This is a genomic window from Thauera sp. (assembly GCF_047601425.1).
In the GTDB taxonomy this organism is placed as follows: domain Bacteria; phylum Pseudomonadota; class Gammaproteobacteria; order Burkholderiales; family Rhodocyclaceae; genus Thauera.
This window is the reverse complement of sequence record NZ_JASGJL010000001.1, coordinates 133,872-156,267: the sequence shown is the minus strand read 5'-3', so window position 1 is coordinate 156,267 and position 22,396 is coordinate 133,872. Positions and strand designations below refer to the sequence as shown.

The following is a 22,396-nucleotide window of genomic DNA, read 5'->3' as shown; positions in this document are numbered from 1 at the left end:
TCCTCGGCTTTGCGGATTCGGGGTGGCGAGCCCGACCCCCGGCACTCACAGGGAACGGCTGTGGCTGCTGCCTTCCGGCCCTGACCAGATTCACCGCGCTGCAATGCGGGGAGACCCGCCACGGCCGGCATTGTAGCAGCATGCCGGCCGTGTGGGGCCCGAGGCTCAACCTTTCAGCTCGGGGAAGTCCTCCTCGAAGAACTCGAGTTCGCCGCGGGCATCCTGAGCGCGGGCCTCTTCGGCCTTGCGCAGCTCGACACGGCGGATCTTGCCCGAGATCGTCTTGGGCAGGTCAGCGAAGGACAGGCGGCGGATGCGCTTGTACGGTGCCAGCCGCTCGCGGGTGAAGGCGAAGATGTCCCTGGCCAGCTCCCTGCTCGGCTGCTGCCCGCCGACCAGGATCACGAAAGCCTTGGGCACGGCCAGGCGCAGCGGATCGGGACTCGGCACCACCGCGGCCTCGGCCACCGCCGGGTGTTCGATCAGCACGCTTTCCAGTTCGAATGGGCTGATCCGGTAGTCGGAAGCCTTGAACACGTCGTCGGCACGGCCGACGTAGGTGATGTAGCCATCGGCATCGATGCTGGCGACGTCGCCGGTGCGGTAGTGGCCGTCGCGCATCACTTCGGCGGTCTTGGCCTCGTCGCCCGCATAGCCGGTCATCAGCCCGGTCGGACGATGCTCACCCGTCACCAGCGCGATTTCGCCCTCCTCGGCCGGATTGCCGTTGGCATCCAGCAGCGCGATCCTGTAGCCCGGCAGCGGCCGGCCCATCGAGCCGGGCTTGAGCGGCTGGCCGGGCGTGTTGCCGATCTGCGCCGTCGTCTCGGTCTGGCCGTAGCCGTCACGGATGGTGATGCCCCAGGCTTTCTTCACCTGCTCGATGACTTCGGGGTTCAGCGGCTCGCCGGCGCCGATCAACTCGCGCAGGCTGGTCTTCACCGCAGCGAGATCCTGCTGGATCAGCATGCGCCACACGGTCGGCGGCGCGCACAGGGTGGATACCTCGTACTTCACCAGCACGTCGAGCAGCGCCTTGGCATCGAAGCGGCCGTAGTTGTACAGGAACACGCAGGCCCCGGCGTTCCAGGGGGCGAAGAAGCAGCTCCAGGCATGCTTGGCCCAGCCCGGCGAGGAAATGTTCATGTGACGGTCGTTGGGCTTCAGGCCGATCCAGTACATCGTCAACAGATGGCCGACCGGGTAGGACTGGTGGGTATGCAGCACGAGCTTGGGCTTGGACGTGGTGCCCGAGGTGAAATACAGCAGCAGCGGATCGTCCGCGCGGGTGACGCCCTCCGGAGTGAAGACCTCGGACTCGGCGGCAGCGTCCTCGAAAGCCTTCCAGCCGGCCGGCGCACCGCCCACGGCGATGCGGGTGAAACCACCCGGCAGGGTTTCGAACTTGCCGGTATGGGCCGCGCCGATGACCACATGCCTGACCTGTCCGCGCTCCACCCGATCGACCAGGTCGTCCGGCGTCAGCAGCGTGGTGGCAGGGATCACCACCGCGCCGAGCTTGATCGCCGCCAGCATGGTTTCCCACAACGGCACTTCGTTGCCTAGCATGATCAGGATGCGGTCGCCACGCCCGACGCCCTGCCCGCGCAGCCAGTTGGCGACGCGGTTCGAACGCGCCGACAGCTGGGCGAAACTGAGCTTCGACTCCCGGCCATCCTCTTCGATGATCCACAACGCCGGGTCGTCGTTGCCCCGGGCAAGCACATCGAAGTGGTCCAGCGCCCAATTGAACTCCGTCAGCTTCGGCCACTTGAAACCGGCGTAGGCCGTGGCGTAGTCGCTGCGATGTTGCAGCAGGAAATCGCGCGCGGCGATGAATTCAGCAGCCCCCATGATGCCCCCTCCTCGTTGTCGTAGAAATTGACGGCCCGTCATGCTGGCGCATGCCTGCCTTTTGATATTACGTTAACGTTAACGTAACGAATCACTGAAATCAAACCCGCAGGCCGTGCGCCGAATGCAGGAGCCCCCACTCCTCCATTTCGCCGGCGCCTCCGGCGAGGCTCGCCGAAGCGCAGTTGCGGCGCCATACTCGCAGCATTGTGACAACGACCGGAGTAAAGATGTCTCTCCTCCAGCACCGCCTTCACGCCCGCTATGGCTATGACGCGAGCGCTCCCCTCGAGATGGCTTGCAGCCCCCTGATCGAACAGCTTCTCGAGCACCGCTCGGTGCGCGGCTACCTGCCCGACCCTGTCGGCGACGACATGCTGACCGCCATCATCGCCGCCGCGCAGTCGGCAGCCAGTTCGTCCAACCTGCAGGCCTGGAGCGTCATCGCCGTGCGCGACCCGGCCACGCGCGCCGCCCTGGCCGAATGCGCCGGCAGCCAGGCCCACGTCCGGGACGCGCCGCTGCAGCTGGTCTGGCTTGCCGACCTCGCCCGCCTGGCCCATGTCGCCGAAACCACCGAACGCCCGGCCGAGGCACTCGACTACGCCGAAATGTTCCTCGTCGGCGTCATCGACGCCGCACTCGCGGCGCAGAATGCCGCCGCCGCGGCTGAGTCCCTGGGGCTGGGCACGGTCTATATCGGCGGCATGCGCAACCAGCCGGAGAAAGTCGCGGACTTGCTGAGCCTGCCCCAGCGCGTGGTGGCGGTGTTCGGCATGTGCGTCGGTCACCCTGACCCGGCACATCACGCGGCAGTCAAGCCGCGCCCGCCGCAATCGGTCGTGCTGCACCATGAAAAATACTCGCTGGCCACACAGCAGAACGGCATCGAGGCCTACAACGCGGCAATGGCCCGCTTCTACGACGAGCAGCACATGAACGTGCGCGGCACCTGGGCCATGCATTCCGCCAAGCGCATCGCCGGCCCGCAGACCTTGTCCGGCCGCGACCGCCTGGTCGAAGCGCTGCACGCCCGCGGCTTCCAGCTCAAATAAGGATATTGCCAAGGCGCGGCAACACGAAGCGCCCGTGGATCGTGATGCACTCGGCAGTCCCGGACAGTCCTTGCAAGACAGGATTGCCCATTTTGGGGCATATTGCGCACATCTGCGGCAGGCTTCAGCCCGCCGTCTGCCGATCAACCCATTCCAAGAGGCAAGATGATCCGCAATTCGCTGCGCCTGCGGCTGTGGCTGACAATCGGCCTCGCGCTGGCGCCCGTGCTGATGTTCGTGCTGGCCGACTACCACCAGCAGCGCACCCGGACCATCGAACGCGCACACGAGGAAATCGCGCAATACCTCTCCGCCGCCCGCAGGGAGGCTGACAAGGCCCACCGGAGCGTGGGCCTCGCGTTGCAGATGATGGCGCGGTCGAACGACTTGCGTTCTCTGGACGGCCCCCTGTGCAATGACATCGCCCAGCGGCTGCTTGCATCCGTGGAAGACTTCATGAACATCGGCGCGGCCCTGCCGGACGGCCGGATATTCTGCAGCGCGCTGCCCGGACGCGAAACCGTCAACATTGCCGACCGAGCCTGGTTTCAGGCGGCCCTGAGCGGAAACGGGATCACCCACGGGGAATCTTACATCGGCCGCATATCGAACAAGCCCGTACTCATGTTCGGCCACCCGCTGCATGATGCCGAAGGCAAGGTGACTGGGGCCGTATTTGCGACGATCTCGCTGAACTGGCTCAATCGCCTGATCGAAGGCTTCACGCTTCCACCAGGCTGGGAAGCCAGCCTGATCGACCGCAACGGCAAAATCCTGGCCCATTACCCCGACCCTGGGCAGTGGCAAGGCCAGACCCTCACACCCGAGCAGTTGGCGCCCCTGCACCAAACACTGGCGATGAAAGGCGGCATCGCCGAACTCACCGGCCCGGACGGCAAGCGGCGGCTGTACGGCGTCGCCTCACCCGGCTTCACTTCCGAGAACGATCTCATCGCGATCGGCGCCCCGCTCGAACGCTCGCTGAGCGCAGTCGACCAACGCTTCCAGCTCAACCTGGCAATCTTCGCGGCCATCTCCCTGCTGTCGGCGCTGGTTGCCCGTCTGTACATCTATCAACTGATCGAAGTATGGACCTCGCGCATCAGCAACGCAGTGGCACGAATCGCCGCTGGCGAGCTGGACACCCGCGTCGGCCACAATGCGAAGGTCAAGGAGCTGGACGACGTCAGTGCCGGCATCGACCACATGGCAGAGGAAATCCAGCGGCGCGACGCCGAGTTGCGCCGGCTGTCGATGGCCATCGAACAAAGCCCCGTGTGTGTCGTCATCACCGACACGAACGCCCGTATCGAATACGTCAATGACGCCTTCCAGCGTGTCACCGGCTACAGCCGCGAAGAGATCATCGGCCGGAATCCGCGCATCCTGAACGCCGGCGGGACGCCGAAGGAAACCTATACGGAGCTGTGGAACACGCTGACACTCGGCGAAGTCTGGCGCGGCGAGTTCCACAACTCCCGCAAGGATGGTTCAGGCTACCTCGAACTGGCCACGATCGCCCCGATCAAGCAGGCCGACGGCACGATCACGCACTATGTCGCCGTCAAAGAGGACATCACCCAGCGCAAGCAATCCGAAGCCCTGCTGCATCGCCTCGCCTACTACGATGCACTGACCGGCCTTCCCAACCGCGCCCTGCTGCGCGACCGCCTAGAGCAGGCGATCCGCGTCAGCAGCCGCAACGAGGTCTGGGGCATGCTGCTGTTGCTGGACATCGACCGCTTCCGCCAGCTCAACGACTCCCTCGGCCACAGCAGCGGCGATCAGTTGCTGAAGGATCTCGGCGAACGGCTGCAGGCCGCCGTGCGCGAGGACGACACCGTGGCGCGTCACGGCGACGACGATTTCGCCGTCGTCATCGAGAACATCGGCGCCAGCGAGGCCGATGCCATTGCCCGCGCCGAATTGATCGCCAAAAAGCTGCACAAGGAACTGGACATCCCCTACCAGCTGGGCGGTGCGCAGAAGGGCCCCTATTACGCAACGCTGAGCTTCGGCATCAGCCTCTTCCGCGGCCACGCCTCCTCGCCCGAGACCCTGTTGAAACAGGCCGAAGTCGCGCTCTACTCGGCGAAGGAAGACGGCCGCAACGCCATCCGCTTCTTCAACCCGGCGATGCAGGCCGTGGTCGATGCGCATACCCGCATGGAGATCGGCCTGCGCGCAGCCCTCGATACCGGCGGTTTCCACCTGCTGTATCAACCCCAGGTCGATCGCCACGGCCGCCCTGCCGGCGCAGAAGCCCTGATCCGATGGTCCGGGCCGGATGGAACGGCTATCTCGCCGGCAGAATTCATTCCGCTCGCCGAGGACACCGGGCTGATCGTGCAGATCGGACAATGGGTGCTCGACACGGCCTGCACGCAACTCGCACGCTGGCAGCAGTCTGCAGCAACCCGCCACCTGTGGATCTCGGTCAATGTCTGCGCGCGGCAGTTCCGCCAGGCGGATTTCGTCGATGTCGTGCGCGGCACGATCGAAAGAACGGGCGCCGACCCATCCTGGCTGAAGCTCGAACTGACCGAAAGCGCCATCCTCGACGACCTGGACCAGAGCATCACCCGCATGAACCAGTTGCGCGAACTCGGCATCCAGTTCGCACTCGACGACTTCGGCACCGGCTACTCGTCGCTGTCCTATCTCAAGCGCCTGCCCTTCGCCCAACTGAAGATCGACCAATCCTTCATCCGCGACATGGCTCAGGACGAAGGCAGCGAGGCCATCGTCCTCGCCATCCTGTCGATGAGCCACGCCCTGAACCTGGAAGTGGTTGCGGAAGGCGTCGAACAGCCGATTCAGCGCGAATTCCTGCGCTTGCACGGCTGCGACTTCTTCCAGGGCTACCTGTTCGGCAAACCCTTGCCGATCGAGGAATGGCAGGATTTCCTGGCGATGGTGTGAGCGGCGAGGGGCCCCGTCAGGCTTGCCGGTCCGGTGAGCATACGCTCTGCACCGCGCGGACGAGGCTTGCACCGACCTCATCGGCCTCACCCCGCCAGCCATCGAAGTGCAGCAGTTCGGTCAGCGGCATGCGCTTGAGCCAGCCGGCCGACTCCAGCTCCGGACGCTCATGGAAATGGCTGGCATGGCCGATGCAGAGGTAGGCGATCGGCACGATCCCGTCCGGAATGCCGAGCGTCTCGCGCAGCGCCTGCGGGTGCAGGATGCTGACCCAGCCCACGCCCAGCCCCTCTGCGCGCGCGGCCAGCCACAGGTTCTGCACCGCGCAGACCGCGCTGTAGATGTCCATTTCCGGCATGTGGGTGCGGCCGAGCACCACCGGACCGTTGCGGCTGCGATTGCAGGTGATGCACAGGTTGAGCGGCGCCTCCAGGATGCCTTCGAGCTTCAGATTGCGATAGGCGCCCCGCTTGCCGGTCTCGAACATTTGCTCGGCTTCGGCATGGGCGGCGAGGAAATCCCGATGGATCCGCTCGCGCACCTCGCGCGAACGCACGATGACGAAGTCCCAGGGCTGCATGAAGCCGACCGAAGGCGCGTGATGGGCGGCCATCAGTACGCGCGCCAGCACCTCGTCTGGAATGGGGTCGGGCAGGAACTGCCCGCGCACGTCACGCCGGGTGTGGATGGCCCGGTAAACGGCGGCGCGCTCGGCGGCGCTGAAGGATGGATCGGTCTGAAAGGTTTGCGCATGGCTGCTCACGGAGTCGTCCCCTTGTCGTGAAGCAGTGGACAGCCCGCCGACCAGACGGCTGTTGAACGCTTGCGGGGCCGGTCTTCCGGCTGAGGATCATCCCGTCCGGGCGCCTTCCCGGCCTCTGCAGGCCAGTGGCTGGGCAAACCTTGCCCGGACAGTCCCCTTCACGGCGCTGGGCACGCAGCGGATTTGCACCGCCTTCCCGATTCTCCCGCGCAGGCGCGGGCACCCCGAAGCTCGAAAGACGCAAAGGGTATTGAATCGCGGCGCAGCTGGCAAGGCGCGGCCGGCAAGCCGGCCGCTGAGAATCAGCCGCGCTGGCGGCGTGCCTCGAACAGGCAGACGCCGCTCGCCACCGATACGTTCAGACTTTCGACACTGCCATGCATCGGGATCCGTGCCAGTTCGTCGCAGGTCTCGCGCGTCAGCCGGCGCAGGCCGTCGCCTTCGGCACCTAGCACCCAGGCCACCGGCCCTTTCTGGTCGATACCGTACAGCGACTTCTCCGCCTCGCCGGCGGCACCGACCACCCACACGCCGGCCTCCTGCATCTCGCGCAGCGCGCGTGCCAGGTTGGTGACGGTGATATAGGGCACGGTGTCGGCCGCGCCGCTGGCGACCTTGACCGCGGTGGCATTGAGGCCGACCGCACGGTCCTTGGGCGCGACCACCGCATGCGCGCCGGCCGCGTCGGCGACGCGCAGGCAGGCGCCGAGGTTGTGCGGATCCTGCACGCCGTCCAGCACCAGGATCAGCGCATTCTCTTCCAGGCTGTCGAGCACGTCGGCGAGCTTGATGTCGCGCCGCGTCGCATCGACCTTCGCCACCACACCCTGGTGCCGGCGGGTGCCGACCATCGCGTCGAGCTTGTCGCCTTCGCAATACAGCATGCGGACACCGGCGGCCTCGGCCTGGACGACGAATTTCTTCACCCGCGCGTCCTTGCGGTCGGCCGACAGGTGGATTTCCAGCACCGAATCCGGAGCATGGCGTAGCTTGGCCGACACGGCATGGAAGCCGTAGATCAGCCGGGTGGCGGCATTGTTCGGTGTGCTGTCGGTCGTCTTAGCCACGTTTCTTGTCCTTCGCAGGCGTCTTGCCGCCGGAACGCGCGGCCGGTTTCGAGGCGCGCGATTCTACCGGCTCGGCAGCAGTCGCGGGCACCGGCACGGCTACGGCCTTGGCTGCTTTGGCCGGCTTGGCCGGTTTCGCTTTCCCGGCCTTTTCCGCCTTGTCCTTCTTGCCGGCCTTCTTCGCCTTCTTCTCTGCCTTCTCGGCCGATTTGGCCTTGCCGGCCTTGGTCTTCACGGCCTTGGCCTTCTTGCCCTTGTCCGCAGCGTCCTTGTCCTTCTTGCCGGCCTTCTCCTTTTTCTTCTTCTCCGCCTTGCCAGCCTTGGCGGCGGATGCCTCTTCGACAGCCAGCTCGATCGCCGCAGCCTCCTGGTCGACCGCCTTCCGCCGGATGTCGTCGAGCACACTGGCCCCGGCGCGGGCGGCCTTGGCCGGCGCCGGGCGGGTCTCCGCCTCGGCTGCAGGAGACGCCGCAGTTTTCGGGGTAGCGGAGGCGCGGGTGCGCGAACGCCGCTTCGGTGCAGCAACAGGCTTCAGCTCGGGCGCAGCGGCGACTTCGGCCACAGCGGAGGTTTCGGCTGCCTGCGATGCCTCGGCGACGGCCGGCGCTGCAGCAGCCGGCGCGGCGCCGGCTGCTGCAGCTTCGGTTGCCGACACTGCGGCCACGGGCTTCGCCTTGCGCGTGCGGGTGCGTCTCACCTTCTCCGCAGGTGCCGCGACTTCGTCCGCGGTGGCATCGGCTGCCGCCGGCTCGGCGACCGGCGCGACCACGACAGCCTCGGCAGGCGCAACGACGGCAGCAGGCTGGGGTTTCTCGACGGGCAGCGGACCTTCGATCAGACGGAAATCGATCTTGTTGGTCGCCATGTCGACGCGCACCAGCTGCACCTTGACCCGGTCGGACAGGCGGAACTGCTTGCCGCTGCGCTCGCCGAGCATCGCATGGCGGGTCTCGTCGTAATGGAAGTAGTCGCTGCCGAGGTCCGAGACATGCAGCAGCCCTTCGATGAAGATGTCGTCGAGAGCGACGAACAGGCCGAACGGCACGACCGCCGAAACGCTACCAGTGAAGGTTTCGCCGACACGGTCCTGCATGAAATAGCACTTCAGGAAGGCGACGACGTCGCGGGTGGCCTCGTCGGCACGGCGCTCGGTCGCCGAGCAGTGCAGGCCGATCTGCTCCCAGTCGCCCGGCTTGTACTGCTCGCCCGCCAGCACCGCCTTGATCGCGCGGTGGACCAGCAGATCGGGATAACGCCGGATCGGCGACGTGAAGTGGGTGTAGCTCTCGTAGGCCAAGCCGAAGTGGCCGACGTTGTCGGGGCTGTACATCGCCTGCTTCAGCGAACGCAGCATCACTGTCTGCAGCAGCTGGGCGTCCGGACGGTCCTTGATCTGCGTGAGCAGCGCGGCGTAGTCGCGGGCGCGCGGCTCGTCGCCGCCACCGATACCGAGGCCGAACTCCTTGAGGAACTCGCGCAGCTTGGTCAGCTTTTCCTCGGACGGCGTGTCATGCACGCGATACAGCGCCGGATGCTCGTGCTTGGCGAGGAAATCCGAGGCGCAGACGTTGGCCGCCAGCATGCACTCCTCGATCAGGCGGTGGGCGTCGTTGCGCACCTCGGGCACGATCTGCGCGATCTTGCCGTTGTCGTCGAAGATCATGCGCGTCTCGGTGGTCTCGAAGTCGATCGCGCCACGCTTGGCGCGCGCCGTCAGCAGCACGCGGAAGAGCTTGTCGAGGTTTTCGAGATGCGGCAGCAGCGCATCGAGCGCCTCGCGTTCCGCCGCGTCCTGTTCGTACAGGGCCGCGGCGACCCGGGTATAGGTCAGGCGCGCGTGCGACCAGATCACCGCCGGATAGAAGCGGTAGGTCTTGATCTCGCCGGTAGCGGTGATGTTCATGTCGGCCACCATCGCCAGGCGCTCGACCTCGGGGTTCAGCGAACACAGGCCGTTGGAAAGCTTTTCCGGCAGCATCGGGATCACCCGCCGCGGGAAATACACCGAGTTGCCGCGATCGTAGGCATCCTTGTCGAGGCCCTTGCCGGCCTCGACGTAGTGCGACACGTCGGCAATCGCCACGATCAGGCGGTAGCCCTTGCCCTGGCGCTCGCAATAGACGGCGTCGTCGAAGTCCTTGGCAGTCTCGCCGTCGATCGTCACCAGCGGCAGCTTGGTCAGATCCTCGCGGCCCGCCCAGTCCTTCTGGCGCACGACTGTCGGCAGCTTGCGCGTTTCGGCCTTGGCTTCGGCGGAGAACTCGAACGGCAGGTCGTGCTTGCGCAGCGCGATCTCGATCTCCATGCCGGGATCGGCGTAGTTGCCCAGCACTTCGACGATGCGGCCGATCGGCTGGGCGAACTTGGTCGGCTGTTCGACCAGTTCGACGGTGACGATCTGGCCCGGCTCCGGTTTCTTGCGCCCGCCCGGCGCGATCAGGATGTCCTGCGCCAGGCGGCGGTTCTCGGGCACCACGATCATCACGCCATGCTCGTTGATGATGCGGCCAACGACGCGGCTGTTGGCGCGCTCCAGCACTTCGACCAGCCGGCCTTCGGGGCGGCCTCGGCGGTCCTGGCCGGCGATGCGCGCCAGGATGCGGTCGCCGTGCAGCAGTTCACGCATTTCCTTCGGCGGCAGGAAGACATCGGGCCCACCATCATCGCGGCGCAGGAAACCGAAGCCGTCGGCATGGCCTTCGACACGGCCCTTGATCAGATCCGCCTTGTCGGGCAGCAGATAGGCGTCGCGGCGGTTGCGCACGATCTGGCCTTCGCGCTCCATCGCACGCAGGCGGCGGTCGAAGTGCTCGCGCTCGAAAGCCTGGATGTCGAGCGCCGTCGCCAGTTCGTCGAAAGGCATCGGCACGCCGCGCTCGGCCAGCACCTGCAGCACGTATTCGCGGCTGGGCAGCGGCTGTTCGTATTTCTGCGCTTCGCGCTCATGGAAGGGATCGGCCAGGCGGATGGCACTTTGTTTGACAGCGTTTTGCCGGGCAAGGTCTTGGCGGCCAGCATTCTGCCTGGCGGCATCCTTGCGCGCCGCGCGGCTGCGGCCGGCCGTCGGCGCGGCACCGCGGCCACCGGCTGGCGACCTGCCGGCCGTGGCTCCCTGGGCTGCGCCATTGCGGGAACGCGAGCCGGCCGGAGCAGCGCTACGCGTCTGATTACTTCTTGCGGAATTTTTTGTTCTTCGAGTCATTGACAGTTTTCTTCGAGTGCTTATAATGCGCGTCTTCTTGCCCAGATGGCGGAATTGGTAGACGCACTAGTTTCAGGTACTAGCGCCGCGAGGCGTGGAGGTTCGAGTCCTCTTCTGGGCACCAGTTTCACAGGAAAGCCGCTCTTCGGAGCGGCTTTTTTGTTTTCCGCCATCGGCTGCAGCCTTGAAGGCTCGTGCAGTACCGCCAGCAGCATGCGTGGCGACAGCATACGCGCCAGCCGGATACACAGCAGCGGAACACGGGAAAAACGGAAAAATCTTTTCAAACGCCGGATCGTTTGCTATTATGCGCCTCCCTGCCCAGATGGCGGAATTGGTAGACGCACTAGTTTCAGGTACTAGCGCTGCGAGGCGTGGAGGTTCGAGTCCTCTTCTGGGCACCAGTTGCAGGGAAAAGCCGGCTTTGAGCCGGCTTTTTTCGTTTACGCCGTCCGAGGTCAGCGCAACAGCCTGCACCGGAAAGGACACAAGGAAAACGGCGCCGCCGATGCCACGGCCCCCCGAAGGAGCCGGACATGCGGACAGCGCCGTTTTTTTGGCAAGCTGGCGGAGGCAGCCTCGCGGCCCCTCCCCTGCCTGCAGCATCCGATCAGGCACCAAACGGATGGCGACGCAGGATCGTCTCGTCGCGTTCGGGGCCGGTCGAGATCACGTCGATCGGAATCTCGCAGATCTCCTCGATCCGGTGCAGGTAGGCACGCGCCTCCTGCGGCAGCGCGTCCCAGCTCTGCGCGCCGAAGGTGGTGCCGCTCCAGCCCTTCATGGTCTCGTAGATCGGTTCGCAGCGCGTGACCTCTTCCGACCCCATCGGCAGCAGGTCGATGCGCTTGCCGTCCAGCATGTAGCCGGTGCACAGCTTCAGCTCTTCCAGGCCGTCGAGGACGTCGAGCTTGGTGATGCACAGACCGGTGACGCCATTGATGATGATCGAACGCTTCAGCGCGGCCAGGTCGAGCCAGCCGCAGCGGCGCTTGCGGCCGGTGACGGTGCCGAATTCGCGGCCCTTGGTCGACATCTGTTCGCCGGGCACGCCCTTGGTCTCGATGTCGAGCTCGGTCGGGAAAGGACCGCCGCCAACGCGGGTGCAATAGGCCTTGGTGATGCCCAGTACGTAGTGCAGGCGGCTCGGGCCGACGCCCGAGCCCGCCGCTGCCTGGCCGGCGACACAGTTGCTCGAGGTGACGAAGGGATAGGTGCCGTGGTCGATGTCGAGCAGCGTGCCCTGCGCGCCTTCGAACAGCAGCGAACCGCCCGACTTGTTGATCGCGTACAGCTCGGCCGAGACGTCCGCCACCATCGGCAGCAGTTCTTCGGCATCGGCCATGGCCTCGTCGAAAACCACCTGGAAATCGACCGCTTCGGCGCCCAGATGCTGCGTCAGCACGAAGTTGTGATATTCGAGGTTGGCCTTGAGCTTGGCGGCGAAGCGCTCGCGGTCGAACAGGTCATAGACGCGCAGCGCGCGGCGGGCGACCTTGTCCTCGTAGGTGGGGCCGATGCCCTTGCCGGTGGTGCCGATCTTGTCGCCGGCGGCCTTGGCCGCCTCGCGCGCGCGGTCGAGCGCACTGTGGTAACCGAGGATCAGCGGGCAGCCCGGGCTGATGCGCAGGCGATCGCGGACCTTGATGCCGCCGGCTTCGAGCGTGCGGATCTCCGACAGCAGGTGATGGGCGTCGAGCACCACACCGTTGCCGATGAAGCAGGCCACGCCTTCGCGCACGATGCCCGAGGGCACGAGGTTCAGCTTGTATTCGGTCTGGCCGATCACCAGCGTGTGGCCGGCGTTGTGGCCGCCCTGGAAGCGGACGACCCCTTTGGCGTGGTCGGTCAGCCAATCGACGATCTTGCCCTTGCCCTCGTCACCCCACTGGGTGCCGACGACGACGACGTTCTTTGCCATTTTCTACTCTCCCTGTAACGGCACGACCGCCCAGCGACCGTCCCGCCTGACCAGTTGCCGGTCGCAACCGGCCTCGTTCCAAGTTCCTTGATGCCCGGGCAATGCCGTGACGACGATCTCGCCGCGCGCACGCAGCGCCGCCACTTCGGCAGCCAACTCGGCATCGTCGCCCGCCCAGGGCGCCAGCACCGCGCCCGGATGCGCCAGCGGCGCCGGCAGATGCCACACCAGTTCGCGCAGGTCGAGGCTGAAGCCGACCGCCGGCCGCGCACGGCCGAAAGCCTCGCCGACCCGGTCGTAACGTCCGCCGAGCGCCAGCGCCGCCGGCGACTCCGCGCCATAGGCGGCAAAGACGATGCCGCTGTGATAGTGGTAGCCGCGCAGGTCCGCCAGATCGAAACTGATCGGCAGATCGGCCAGCGCGCCGGCCAGTTGGCGCAATTCGCCCAGCAGGGCCGTGATCTCCTCGTCCTGCGGCAGACAGGCCGCGGCGCGGTCGAGGATTTCCGGCCCGCCGTAGAGGCCGGGCAGCGCCAGCAGGGCGGCGCGAACCGGTTCGGCGACGTCGGCCAGCATGGCCTGCAGCGCCGGCACGTCCTTGGCCTGCAGCAGGTCGAACAGTTCTTCCTCACGCCCCGGCACCAGGCCGGCGCGCGCCGCCAGCGCATGGAACAGGCCGACATGGCTGATATCGATGCGCGAAGCTGGCACTTCGGCCAGGCGCATCACTTCGGCCAGCAGGCGAAGGATCTCGACGTCGGCCTCGATGCCGGCGTGGCCGTACAGCTCGGCACCGAGCTGCAGCGGCTCGCGCGTCGCCGTCAGCGTCGACGGCAGGGTGTGCAGCACGCTGCCGCAGTAGCACAGCCGCGACACGCCGCGATGATTCAGCAGATGCGCATCGATGCGGGTGACCTGCGGCGTCATGTCGGCGCGTACGCCCATGGTCCGCCCCGACAGCTGGTTGACGAGTTGGAAGGTGCGCAGCTTGAGATCCTGCCCCGCCCCGGTGGTCAGCGAGTCGAGATATTCGAGCAGCGGCGGCATCACCAATTGATAGCCGCGGACGCGGAAGGCGTCGAGAAGCCGGCGGCGCAGCGTTTCGAGCTGGTGAGCTTCGGACGGCAGCGCGTCCTGGATGTGGTCGGGCAATACCCAGCGCATAGAGCGTTCAGTTCAGGACGAAAAGGAGCAACAGGCCTCCCAGCATCGAGGTCAGCCCGACGAAGCGGATCTGGCCATCGGCCATGCTGGCGAGGCGCAAAAAAGTTTCGCGCCAGGCGGCTGGCGCGACGAAGGGAAGGATGCCTTCGATGATCAGCATCAGCGCGAAAGCGGTCAACAAGGAGGCGCCCATCAGGCTCTCAATTGCGCTTCGCGCCCCCGATGTCCTTCATGAAGCGGAAGAAGTCCGAGCTCGGATCGACCACCATCACGTCATCCTTGCCGGCAAAACTGGCCCGGTAGGCTTCGAGGCTGCGGTAGAAGGCATAGAACTCCGGGTTCTTACCAAAAGCCTCGGCATAGATCGCGGTGGCCTTGGCGTCGCCCTCGCCCTGGAGCTGCTGCGCGGTACGGTAGGCTTCGGCAACGATGACCTCACGCTGGCGCTCGGCGTCGGCGCGGATTTTTTCGGCCTCGGCGGCACCCTGCGAGCGCAGTTCGTTCGCCACCCGGGTACGCTCGGCTTCCATCCGGCGGAACACCGATTCCGACACTTCGTTCGGCAGGTCGACCCGCTTCAGGCGTACGTCGACGATCTGCACGCCGATGCTGCGGGCGTCGCGGTCGGCGCGCTCGCGCATCTGGTCCATGATGCGGTCACGCTCGCCGGATACCACGTCGTGCATGGTGCGGCGGCCGAACTCCTCGCGCAGGCCGGAATTGACCGTCTGCGTCAGGCGGGTGCGCGCACGCGCCTCGTCGCCGGCCACCGACTCGTAATAGAGCCGCGGATCGACGATGCGCCACTTGACGAAGTGATCCACCAGCACGTTCATCTTCTCGGAGGTGATGAAGCGCTCGGGCTCGGGCGTATCCAGGGTCAGGATGCGCTTCTCGAAATAGCGCACGTTCTGGATCAGCGGCAGCTTGAAGTTGAGGCCGGGCTCGGAGATGACCTCCTTGACCTCGCCCAGCTGGAACACGATCGCATACTGGCGCTGGTCGACGGTGAACAGCGACGCCGAGGCGATCACAATGGCGACCAAAACGATGCCGCCGATCAAAGAAAGCTTGTCACGCATCAACGTTCTCCCCGCTCACGGCTGCGCATCGGGTCGCGGCTGTTGCGCGGATCCGATGCCAGCGTGGATGCATTCGATCCAGCCGCCGGCTGGGCGGGCGCGGCCCCCGCGGCCGGCCGCGACGTGGCGCCGGCCTGCTGCATCAGCTTGTCGAGCGGCAGCATCATCAGATTGCCGTTGCCCTTTGCATCGATCATCACCTTGGACGTGTTGGACATCACCTGCTGCATGGTCTCGATGTACAGGCGCTCGCGCGTCACGTCGGGCGCACGCTGGTATTCGGCGAACACCTGGTCGAAGCGGCTCGCCTCACCCTCGGCGTTGGCGACGACGCGCTCGCGGTAGGCGTTTGCTTCCTCGATCAGGCGCGACGCGGCACCGCGCGCACGCGGGATGACGTCGTTGGCGTAGGCCTCGCCTTCGTTCTTCTGCCGCTCGCGGTCCTGGCCCGCCTTCACCGCGTCGTCGAACGCGGCCTGCACCTGCTCGGGCGGCTGGGCGTTCTGCATCGTCACACGGCTGATCTGGATGCCGGTCTGGTAGCGGTCAAGGATGCGCTGCATCAGTTCGTGCGCGGTCGCGGCGATTTCCTCGCGCCCTTCGTAGAGCACGAAGTCCATGCGGCTCTTGCCGACGATCTCGCGCATCGCGGTCTCGGCCACCTGCGCCACCGACTCGTCCGGATAACGGTTGTCGAAGATGTAGTTCTCCGGGCTGTTCAGCACGTACTGCACCGCGAACTGGATGTTGATGATGTTCTCGTCGTCGGTCAGCATCAGCGACTCGCGCAGCACCTTGTTGCGCTCGGAACCGCGGTAGCCCACTTCGACGGTGCGCACGCCGGTCAGATCGACGATTTCGTGCGACTCGAACGGATACGGCAGACGCCAACGCAGACCGGGCTCGGTGGTCTGCACGTATTCGCCCAGCCGCAGCACCACGCCGCGCTGGTTGGCATCGACGGTATAGAAGCCGCTCGCAGCCCACACCGCAACGGCGAGCGCGGCGAGCGCGCCAAGGCCGCCGCCGAACTGCTTGAACGAGAACTCGGGCAGCTGCGGCCTGCCGCCACCGCCACCTCCGCCGCCACCCGACGAACCGCGGTTCTGCCGCTTGCCGCCGAACATGCCGGACAGACGCTGATTGAAGTCGCGCCAGACCTCCTCGAGGTCGGGCGGTCCCTGGTTGCCGCCACGGTTGTCATTTCCGTCGCGATTGTCGTTGCCGCGCCGCCCATCGTCGCGGTCGCGATCATCGCCGCCGCCCTGGCCGCCCCAGCGGGGGTCGTTAAGTGACATGAGAATGCCCGTAATCACGATTGAATAGGAAGCTCTTCCACCGTACCGGCTTCCCGGTCGGCATCTTCATGAAAGGCCTGCTGAGCCACTTCCGCGAGCGCTTCGCGAAGCAGATCAAGACCTTTGCCCGTTCTGGCGCTCAAAAAAACGCGCCGAATGTTACCACAGTCACTCCGCTCGACCGCCGGCACGGCATGCGTGAGGTCGATCTTGTTCCAGATCAGCACCTGCGGCACATCGGCAGCGCCAATTTCGGCAAGGACCTCGTTTACCGCGGCAATCTGCGCATCGCGATCCTCGCTTGCCGAATCGACGACGTGCAGCAACAGGTCGGCCTGCACCGTTTCCTCGAGCGTCGCGCGAAACGCGGCGACGAGCGCATGAGGCAGGTCGCGGATGAAACCGACGGTGTCCGACAGCACCACGCTCGCTCCCGCCCCCTCGCCGCCGACGTAGAGCCGGCGCGAGGTGGTGTCGAGCGTGGCGAAAAGCTGGTCGGCCGCATAGGCACCCGCTTTCGTCAGCGCATTGAACAGCGTCGATTTGCCCGCATTGGTGTAACCGACCAGAGAGACAGACAACACCTCCCGGCGTTCCCGGGCACGGCGGCGGACCTTGCGCTGCTTCTCGATCTGGGCCAGGCGCGACTTCAGCATCTTGACCCGGTTGCCGAGCAGGCGGCGGTCGGTTTCGAGCTGCTTCTCGCCGGGGCCGCGCAGGCCGATACCGCCTTTCTGCCGTTCGAGGTGGGTCCATCCCCGCACCAGCCGGGTGGACAGATGTTCGAGCTGAGCCAGTTCGACCTGCAGCTTGCCTTCGTGGCTGCGGGCGCGCTGGGCGAAAATGTCGAGGATCAGCGCCGTGCGGTCGATGACCATGCACTGCAATTCACGCTCGAGGTTGCGCTGCTGGCCGGGTGACAGGGCGTGGTTGAAGATCACGATGTCAGCCGAGTGCGCGCGCAGCGCTTCACCGATTTCCTGCACTTTGCCGCTGCCGGCAAACAGCTTCGGATCGGGCGCCTGGCGCCGGCCCTGGACCACGGCCTCGATCGATGCGCCCGCGCTGCCGACCAGCAGCTTCAGTTCGGACAGGCGCTCGTCGATGAGCCCCTGGCCAAGATCGAGCTGGACGAGAACGGCACGCTCTCCTGCCGAGGGGCGTTCAAACATGCGAGCCCCCGGCAGCCGCGCTCAGACGGCTGCGAACAATGGCTGCTGTGCTCAGTTGCCTTCTTCCTGCTGCTGGATGACGACCGGACGGGCCGGCACGACGGTGGAAATGGCGTGCTTGTAGACCATCTGCGTGACGGTGTTCTTCAGCAGCACGACGTACTGGTCGAAGGACTCGACCTGGCCCTGCAGCTTGATGCCGTTGACCAGGTAGATCGACACCGGGATGTGCTCGCGGCGCAGCGTGTTCAGGAACGGGTCTTGTAGAAGTTGCCCTTTGTTGCTCATTGATGAACCTCTTTATTTTCTGTTTATAAGAATGTAATGGATTTGATGCTGCACCGCCACATGGCAGTATGCATCGACATCCGGGTGTGGAAACGGTTCCGGTAGGATTCCCGTAGGGTTCCTGCCTGCCGCGCGCTCAATCGCGCGCGGCATAGGGATTGTGCGTGGTGCGAAACTGGATGCGCAAGGGCGTGCCCTGCAGCTTGAAGGCCTCCATGAAGCAGCGCTCCAGATAACGCACGTAGGAAGCAGGAATGGCCTCGAGCGCGGTGCCATGGATCACGATCACCGGCGGGTTCATGCCGCCCTGGTGGGCGTAGCGCATCTTCGGCCGCGACAGGCCATGGCGCGGCGGCGCCTGGCGGGCCACCGCCTGCTGCAGCGTGCGTGTCAGCCGCGGCGTCAACAGGTTGGACGTCGCTGCCGCGTAAGCGGCATCGACCGACTTCAGCAGGCCGCCGATGCCCTGCGACTTCAGCGCCGAGATCTGGTGGAAACGCGCGAAGCCGAGGAAGGCCAGCTTGCGTCCGATGTCCAGCTTCAGGCGGTCGCGCTGGTAGTCGTCAACCGCATCCCATTTGTTGATGCCGACCACCAGCGCGCGCCCGGCATCGAGCGCAAAGCCGGCGATGTGCGCATCCTGGTCGGAAATGTCCTGCGCGGCATCCAGCACGAGGACGATCACGTTCGCTTCCTGGATCGCCTGCAGGGTCTTGATCACCGAGAACTTCTCGACTGCCTCGAAGACCTTGCCGCGGCGGCGCAGGCCCGCGGTATCGATCAAGGTGTAGCGCTTGCCGCCGCGCTCGAACGGAATCGCGATGGCGTCGCGCGTGGTGCCCGGCAGGTCGAAGGCGATCACCCGCTCCTCGCCGAGCAGGGTATTGACCAGGGTCGATTTGCCGACGTTGGGGCGGCCGACGATTGCCACCTTGGGGCCGCTGTCCTCGGCGGCCTCGGCTTCGTCGTCGAGCGGAAACGGCGCCAGCACGATTTCGACGAGCTGCTTGATACCGTCGCCGTGCGCCGCCGACACCGGCAGCGGATCACCCAGGCCGAGCGCATGGAAATCGGCGGCGACGATCGCACGGTCCAGGCCCTCGGCCTTGTTGACCACCAGATGCACCGGCCGGCCGGCACGGCGCAGGCGGGCGGCGATCTGCTCGTCGTGCGGCGTGCGGCCGGCGCGGCCATCGACGAGGAACAGCAGCACGTCGGCTTCAGCGATGGCCTGCTCGGCCTGCCGTGCCATCTCGTGCATGATGCCGTCCTTGGCGACGGGATCGAAGCCGGCGGTATCGACGACCAGGTAGTCGCGCTCGCCCACCCGGCCGACACCGTAATGGCGGTCGCGGGTCAGGCCCGGCTGATCCGCCACCAGGGCGTCGCGCGTACGCGTGAGGCGATTGAACAGGGTCGACTTGCCGACGTTGGGCCGGCCGACCAGGACGATGGTAGGTTTCACGTCAGGCCGCCTGTCTCAACGCAGTTCATAGGCAGCGACCGTCCCGTCGCGCCCCTGCACGACGAAACCGCGCCCGAAGGGCCGCGGCGCCGCCGACAAGGGGCCGTCGCCGGCGCGGCTGCGCGCGCTGAAAGCGCCCGAATCGCGATCCAGTGCATGGACGTAGCCTTCGATGTCACCGACGACGATGTGATCACCGACGATCAGCGGACGCGACACCGCGCGCCGCGCCAGCGCATCCTGCTTCCAGACGCTGGCACCGCTATAGACATCGAGCGCATGCACGGCATCGCGGTCGTCGGTGGCGACGGCAAAGCGCGCGTCGCGGTCCATGCCGACGCTGCTCGAGAAGTCGCGCGTCCACAGCGCATTGCCGTTGCTGGTGTCGAAGCAGGTCATGCGCCCCTGATAGGTCACCGCGCACACTTCGCGGCGGCCTGCGACCGGCGTGCCGGCGACGTCGGCGACCCGCTCGAGTTCGGTCGAGCCGCGCGGGTTCGCCACCGACAGTTCGGTGATCGCGCCGCCGTTGACCGAATTGATCACGACCAACTTGCCGCCCGGAAAGCCGGCAAGCACGACGTTGCCTTCGAGCAGCACGCCCGAGAAGTTGCGCAGCGCCAGCGGCGGATTGGCACGCTGATAGATCCAGCGCCGGCTGCCGTCCCGCGCGTTCAACGCGATCAGGCGGTTGTCGGAAGCGCGCAGCACGACGAGGTCACCATCGACCGCCGGCTGGGCCAGCACTTCGGCGCCGATGTTCGAGCGCCAGCGCTCGCTGCCGTCGTCAGCGCCATAGGCGATGGCAACGCCGCTCGCGGTCACCACCACGGCCAGATTGCGGCTCGCGCCGACGCCTGCGGACAGCCGGGTATCGGCGTCAACGCGCCACACCGTGCGGCCGCCTTCGAAACGGGCGACGTCGCCGTCCTCGCCGGCAGCATAGACGCTGTCGCCGACCACCGCGGGTTCGAACAGATAAGGACCGGACTCACCGATGTCAGCGCGCCACAGCTGGACCAGCTCGGCGCTCGGCTTGAATTCGGCCAGCGGCGCCGGCTTCGGCTTGTCGCTGGCAAAAGGATTGAGGGACGAGCAGCCGGCAGCCAGCACGGCAGCGGCAACGAGCGGTACGACACGCAGGGAAGCAAGCTTCATCGGTCAGCCTTCCAGAGATTCGAGTTTCACGCGCACCACTTCACGCAAGGTCACAGCCTGCTCGCCTTCGCGGGCAAGCGCATCGATCGCCGCCTGGTAGGCAGTGCGCGCCTCCGCGGCCTTGCCCTGCGTCGCGAGCACGTCGCCGCGCAGGTCGGCGAAGCGCGCCGCATACGCCTCCACCGGCGCAGCCTGCAGACGGACCAGCGCCGCGTCGAGCTCGCCCTTCTGCAGCAGCACCGTGGCAAGACGCAGGCGGGCAAGATCGCGCAGCGCCGGGTCCTGGCCCTTGTCCACCGCCCATTCGAGCTGCGCCTGCGCATTGTCCAGCTCGCCGGCCCTGAACTGGGTGCCTGCCGACAGCAGCGCGCCCAGCTGCGCGTAGGTCGTGCCCGGGTAGTCGCCGATCAGGCGGCCGGCAGCATCGCGCGCCTGCTGTGCCTCCCGGCTGTCCGCAGCCTTCTGCACGACGTGGTACAGCGCACCGGCCTCGGCCGCATTGCGGTTCTGGTACCACTGCCAGCCCTGCCAGCCGACCGAAGCCAGCGCCGCGAGCGCCGCGATCGTGCTCACCAGGTTGCCGTACTGCGCCCACCAGGCTTTCAGCTCGGAAATCTGTTCCTGTTCCTCGAGGTCATACACCGCCATCATTCAGCCCCTTCTTCGTCATCGCCGCCGTACAGCAGCTCCGCCATCGCCTCGGGCAGCGCATCGAGCGCCACGCGCTGCTGCGCTCCCGGACCGCGCATGGGTTTCAGGCCCACCTCGCCCGCGACCGCCTCATCCTCGCCGATCACCAGCGCCACCGGCGCGCCGCTGGCATCGGCCTTCTTCATCTGCGACTTGAAGCTGCCGCCGCCGCAATGCAGGATCGCGGCAAAACCATGCGCACGCAAGGCTTCGGCCGCACGGAAGGCCAGCCGCGCCGCGGCATCGCCCATATGCACGACATAGGCATCGACCACCGGCCGCTCGGCTTCGCCGCCGCAATCCTTCCACAGCAGCAGCAGGCGCTCGATGCCGATGGCGAAACCGGCAGCAGGCTGCGGCTTGCCGCCGAGCTGTTCGACCAGGCCATCGTAGCGGCCGCCGGCGCAGATCGTACCCTGCGCGCCCAGCCGCGTCGTCACCCACTCGAACACCGTGCGGTTGTAGTAGTCGAGACCGCGCACCAGACGATGATTGATGCGGAACGGGATGCCGGCATCCTTCAGGAATATCTGTACCGCCTCGAAATGCGCCTTCGACTCGTCGCCGAGATAGTCCGCCAGCCGCGGCGCCGCTTCGACGATCGGCTGCAGTTCCGGATTCTTGGTATCGAGGATGCGCAGCGGGTTGGTGTACAAACGCCGCCTGCCATCCTCGTCCAGCTTGTCCTGGTGCTGCTCCAGGTAAGCGATCAGGGCCGCACGGTGCCGGGCACGTTCTTCCGGCGCACCCAGCGAATTGATCTCGAGCGCGACGTCCTCGAGGCCGAGGTCTTCCCACAGCCGCGCGCACATCAGGATCAGTTCGGCGTCGGTCTCAGGGCCGGCGAAACCCAGCGCCTCGACGCCGATCTGGTGGAACTGGCGGTAGCGCCCTTTCTGCGGGCGCTCGTGGCGGAACATCGGGCCGTAGTAGTACAGCCGCTGGGGGCCGCCCGAGGCGACGAGGTTGTGCTGGATCGCCGCGCGCACGCAGGATGCCGTGCCTTCGGGGCGCAGCGTCAGGTGCTCGCCGTTCAGTGCGTCCTCGAAGGAATACATCTCCTTCTCGACGATGTCGGTCACTTCGCCGATGGCGCGCTTGAACAGCGGCGTGGGTTCGACGATGGGCATGCGGATCGGGCGATAGCCGTAGCTTTGCAGCCAGTCGCGCACGATGTCTTCGAAGTATTCCCAGGTTTCGGCGTCGTCGGGCAGGATGTCGTTCATCCCGCGCACGGCTTGAAGGGTCTGGCTCATGAGTTCTTGATCTTGTTGGTATCGCCCGGAGGCATTGTC

17 protein-coding genes, 2 tRNA genes, 1 other RNA gene and 1 riboswitch are annotated in these 22,396 nt (G+C 66.2%); of the genes, 4 read left to right on the top strand and 16 right to left on the bottom strand.

Annotation, left to right across the window (positions count from 1 at the left end; genetic code table 11):
* Positions 1–21: 21 nt before the first annotated feature.
* Together ffs and QM748_RS00780 are read right to left on the bottom strand one after the other, a co-directional pair.
* An RNA gene (ffs, locus tag QM748_RS00785) (signal recognition particle sRNA small type) lies at positions 22–120 on the bottom strand.
* Between the two features lie 45 nt (positions 121–165).
* Entirely contained in the window at positions 166–1,854 is a 1,689-nt protein-coding gene (locus tag QM748_RS00780) for an AMP-binding protein (RefSeq protein WP_415245191.1), read from the bottom strand.
* A gap of 230 nt (positions 1,855–2,084) precedes the next feature.
* On the opposite strand from QM748_RS00780, the gene QM748_RS00775 reads away from it, so the two are divergent.
* The gene (locus QM748_RS00775; protein WP_415245190.1) at positions 2,085–2,909 is read left to right on the top strand and encodes an NADPH-dependent oxidoreductase; all 825 of its coding nucleotides are present in this window, start codon (positions 2,085–2,087) and stop codon (positions 2,907–2,909) included.
* Positions 2,910–3,074: 165 nt separating this feature from the next.
* The gene (locus QM748_RS00770; protein WP_415245189.1) at positions 3,075–5,831 is read left to right on the top strand and encodes an EAL domain-containing protein; all 2,757 of its coding nucleotides are present in this window, start codon (positions 3,075–3,077) and stop codon (positions 5,829–5,831) included.
* A gap of 16 nt (positions 5,832–5,847) precedes the next feature.
* Here the strand turns inward: QM748_RS00770 and bluB are convergent, their stop codons facing one another.
* The 3 genes from bluB to rnr form a co-directional block, all read right to left on the bottom strand.
* Positions 5,848–6,594 carry a 5,6-dimethylbenzimidazole synthase gene (gene bluB, locus QM748_RS00765; RefSeq protein WP_415245188.1) on the bottom strand — a complete coding sequence of 249 codons (747 nt, stop codon included), beginning with the start codon at positions 6,592–6,594 and terminating at the stop codon, positions 5,848–5,850.
* Between the two features lie 48 nt (positions 6,595–6,642).
* Positions 6,643–6,836, bottom strand: a riboswitch (cobalamin riboswitch).
* Between the two features lie 60 nt (positions 6,837–6,896).
* Positions 6,897–7,661 (bottom strand): 23S rRNA (guanosine(2251)-2'-O)-methyltransferase RlmB, encoded by a 765-nt coding sequence (rlmB, locus tag QM748_RS00760; RefSeq protein WP_415245187.1) that lies wholly within the window; start codon positions 7,659–7,661, stop codon positions 6,897–6,899.
* A complete protein-coding gene (gene rnr / locus QM748_RS00755) occupies positions 7,654–10,863 on the bottom strand; it encodes a ribonuclease R (protein ID WP_415245186.1) in 3,210 nt (1,069 codons plus the stop codon). Before rnr ends, rlmB begins: the two co-directional genes overlap by 8 nt.
* 39 nt (positions 10,864–10,902) lie before the next feature.
* On the opposite strand from rnr, the gene QM748_RS00750 reads away from it, so the two are divergent.
* Together QM748_RS00750 and QM748_RS00745 are read left to right on the top strand one after the other, a co-directional pair.
* A tRNA-Leu gene (locus tag QM748_RS00750) sits at positions 10,903–10,987 on the top strand.
* A 195-nt stretch (positions 10,988–11,182) separates the two neighbouring features.
* Positions 11,183–11,267 (top strand) — tRNA-Leu (locus QM748_RS00745).
* 206 nt (positions 11,268–11,473) lie between these two features.
* Here the strand turns inward: QM748_RS00745 and QM748_RS00740 are convergent.
* The 11 genes from QM748_RS00740 to hisS form a co-directional block, all read right to left on the bottom strand.
* Complete coding sequence (locus tag QM748_RS00740; RefSeq protein WP_415245185.1) at positions 11,474–12,784, bottom strand: adenylosuccinate synthase; 1,311 nt, start codon at positions 12,782–12,784, stop codon at positions 11,474–11,476.
* 3 nt (positions 12,785–12,787) lie between these two features.
* Positions 12,788–13,948 carry an ATP phosphoribosyltransferase regulatory subunit gene (locus QM748_RS00735; RefSeq protein ID WP_415245184.1) on the bottom strand — a complete coding sequence of 387 codons (1,161 nt, stop codon included), beginning with the start codon at positions 13,946–13,948 and terminating at the stop codon, positions 12,788–12,790.
* 7 nt (positions 13,949–13,955) lie between these two features.
* Positions 13,956–14,141, bottom strand: a complete 186-nt coding sequence (locus QM748_RS00730; RefSeq protein ID WP_415245183.1) for a DUF2065 domain-containing protein — start codon at positions 14,139–14,141, stop codon at positions 13,956–13,958.
* Positions 14,142–14,148: 7 nt separating this feature from the next.
* Positions 14,149–15,030 (bottom strand): protease modulator HflC, encoded by an 882-nt coding sequence (gene hflC / locus QM748_RS00725; RefSeq protein WP_415245182.1) that lies wholly within the window; start codon positions 15,028–15,030, stop codon positions 14,149–14,151.
* Positions 15,030–16,328: an FtsH protease activity modulator HflK gene (gene hflK, locus QM748_RS00720; protein WP_415245181.1), complete on the bottom strand. Its 1,299-nt coding sequence runs from the start codon at positions 16,326–16,328 to the stop codon at positions 15,030–15,032. Before hflK ends, hflC begins: the two co-directional genes overlap by 1 nt.
* A gap of 14 nt (positions 16,329–16,342) precedes the next feature.
* Positions 16,343–17,500, bottom strand: coding sequence for a ribosome rescue GTPase HflX (gene hflX / locus QM748_RS00715; RefSeq protein WP_415245180.1), 1,158 nt, complete (start codon positions 17,498–17,500; stop codon positions 16,343–16,345).
* A gap of 51 nt (positions 17,501–17,551) precedes the next feature.
* Complete coding sequence (hfq, locus tag QM748_RS00710) at positions 17,552–17,788, bottom strand: RNA chaperone Hfq (protein ID WP_004342183.1); 237 nt, start codon at positions 17,786–17,788, stop codon at positions 17,552–17,554.
* 136 nt (positions 17,789–17,924) lie between these two features.
* Positions 17,925–19,253: a ribosome biogenesis GTPase Der gene (gene der, locus QM748_RS00705; RefSeq protein ID WP_415245179.1), complete on the bottom strand. Its 1,329-nt coding sequence runs from the start codon at positions 19,251–19,253 to the stop codon at positions 17,925–17,927.
* A 15-nt stretch (positions 19,254–19,268) separates the two neighbouring features.
* Positions 19,269–20,411, bottom strand: a complete 1,143-nt coding sequence (bamB, locus tag QM748_RS00700; RefSeq protein WP_415245178.1) for an outer membrane protein assembly factor BamB — start codon at positions 20,409–20,411, stop codon at positions 19,269–19,271.
* Positions 20,412–20,414: 3 nt separating this feature from the next.
* On the bottom strand, positions 20,415–21,059 hold the full coding sequence (locus tag QM748_RS00695) for a tetratricopeptide repeat protein (RefSeq protein WP_415247986.1): 645 nt from the start codon (positions 21,057–21,059) through the stop codon (positions 20,415–20,417).
* Complete coding sequence (gene hisS / locus QM748_RS00690) at positions 21,059–22,357, bottom strand: histidine--tRNA ligase (protein WP_415245177.1); 1,299 nt, start codon at positions 22,355–22,357, stop codon at positions 21,059–21,061. Before hisS ends, QM748_RS00695 begins: the two co-directional genes overlap by 1 nt.
* Positions 22,358–22,396 lie beyond the last annotated feature (39 nt).

Bases quoted from the DNA above. Each gene is read 5' to 3' on its own strand.
- rnr (WP_415245186.1), bottom strand. From the start codon at position 10,863: ATGACTCGAAGAACAAAAAATTCCGCAAGAAGTAATCAGACGCGTAGC.
- QM748_RS00730 (WP_415245183.1), bottom strand. From the start codon at position 14,141: ATGGGCGCCTCCTTGTTGACCGCTTTCGCGCTGATGCTGATCATCGAA.
- hisS (WP_415245177.1), bottom strand. From the start codon at position 22,357: ATGAGCCAGACCCTTCAAGCCGTGCGCGGGATGAACGACATCCTGCCC.
- hfq (WP_004342183.1), bottom strand. From the start codon at position 17,788: ATGAGCAACAAAGGGCAACTTCTACAAGACCCGTTCCTGAACACGCTG.
- QM748_RS00695 (WP_415247986.1), bottom strand. From the start codon at position 21,059: ATGGCGGTGTATGACCTCGAGGAACAGGAACAGATTTCCGAGCTGAAA.
- QM748_RS00740 (WP_415245185.1), bottom strand. From the start codon at position 12,784: ATGGCAAAGAACGTCGTCGTCGTCGGCACCCAGTGGGGTGACGAGGGC.
- QM748_RS00770 (WP_415245189.1), top strand. From the start codon at position 3,075: ATGATCCGCAATTCGCTGCGCCTGCGGCTGTGGCTGACAATCGGCCTC.
- bamB (WP_415245178.1), bottom strand. From the start codon at position 20,411: ATGAAGCTTGCTTCCCTGCGTGTCGTACCGCTCGTTGCCGCTGCCGTG.
- hflK (WP_415245181.1), bottom strand. From the start codon at position 16,328: ATGTCACTTAACGACCCCCGCTGGGGCGGCCAGGGCGGCGGCGATGAT.
- hflX (WP_415245180.1), bottom strand. From the start codon at position 17,500: ATGTTTGAACGCCCCTCGGCAGGAGAGCGTGCCGTTCTCGTCCAGCTC.
- QM748_RS00775 (WP_415245190.1), top strand. From the start codon at position 2,085: ATGTCTCTCCTCCAGCACCGCCTTCACGCCCGCTATGGCTATGACGCG.
- QM748_RS00735 (WP_415245184.1), bottom strand. From the start codon at position 13,948: ATGCGCTGGGTATTGCCCGACCACATCCAGGACGCGCTGCCGTCCGAA.
- QM748_RS00780 (WP_415245191.1), bottom strand. From the start codon at position 1,854: ATGGGGGCTGCTGAATTCATCGCCGCGCGCGATTTCCTGCTGCAACAT.
- hflC (WP_415245182.1), bottom strand. From the start codon at position 15,030: ATGCGTGACAAGCTTTCTTTGATCGGCGGCATCGTTTTGGTCGCCATT.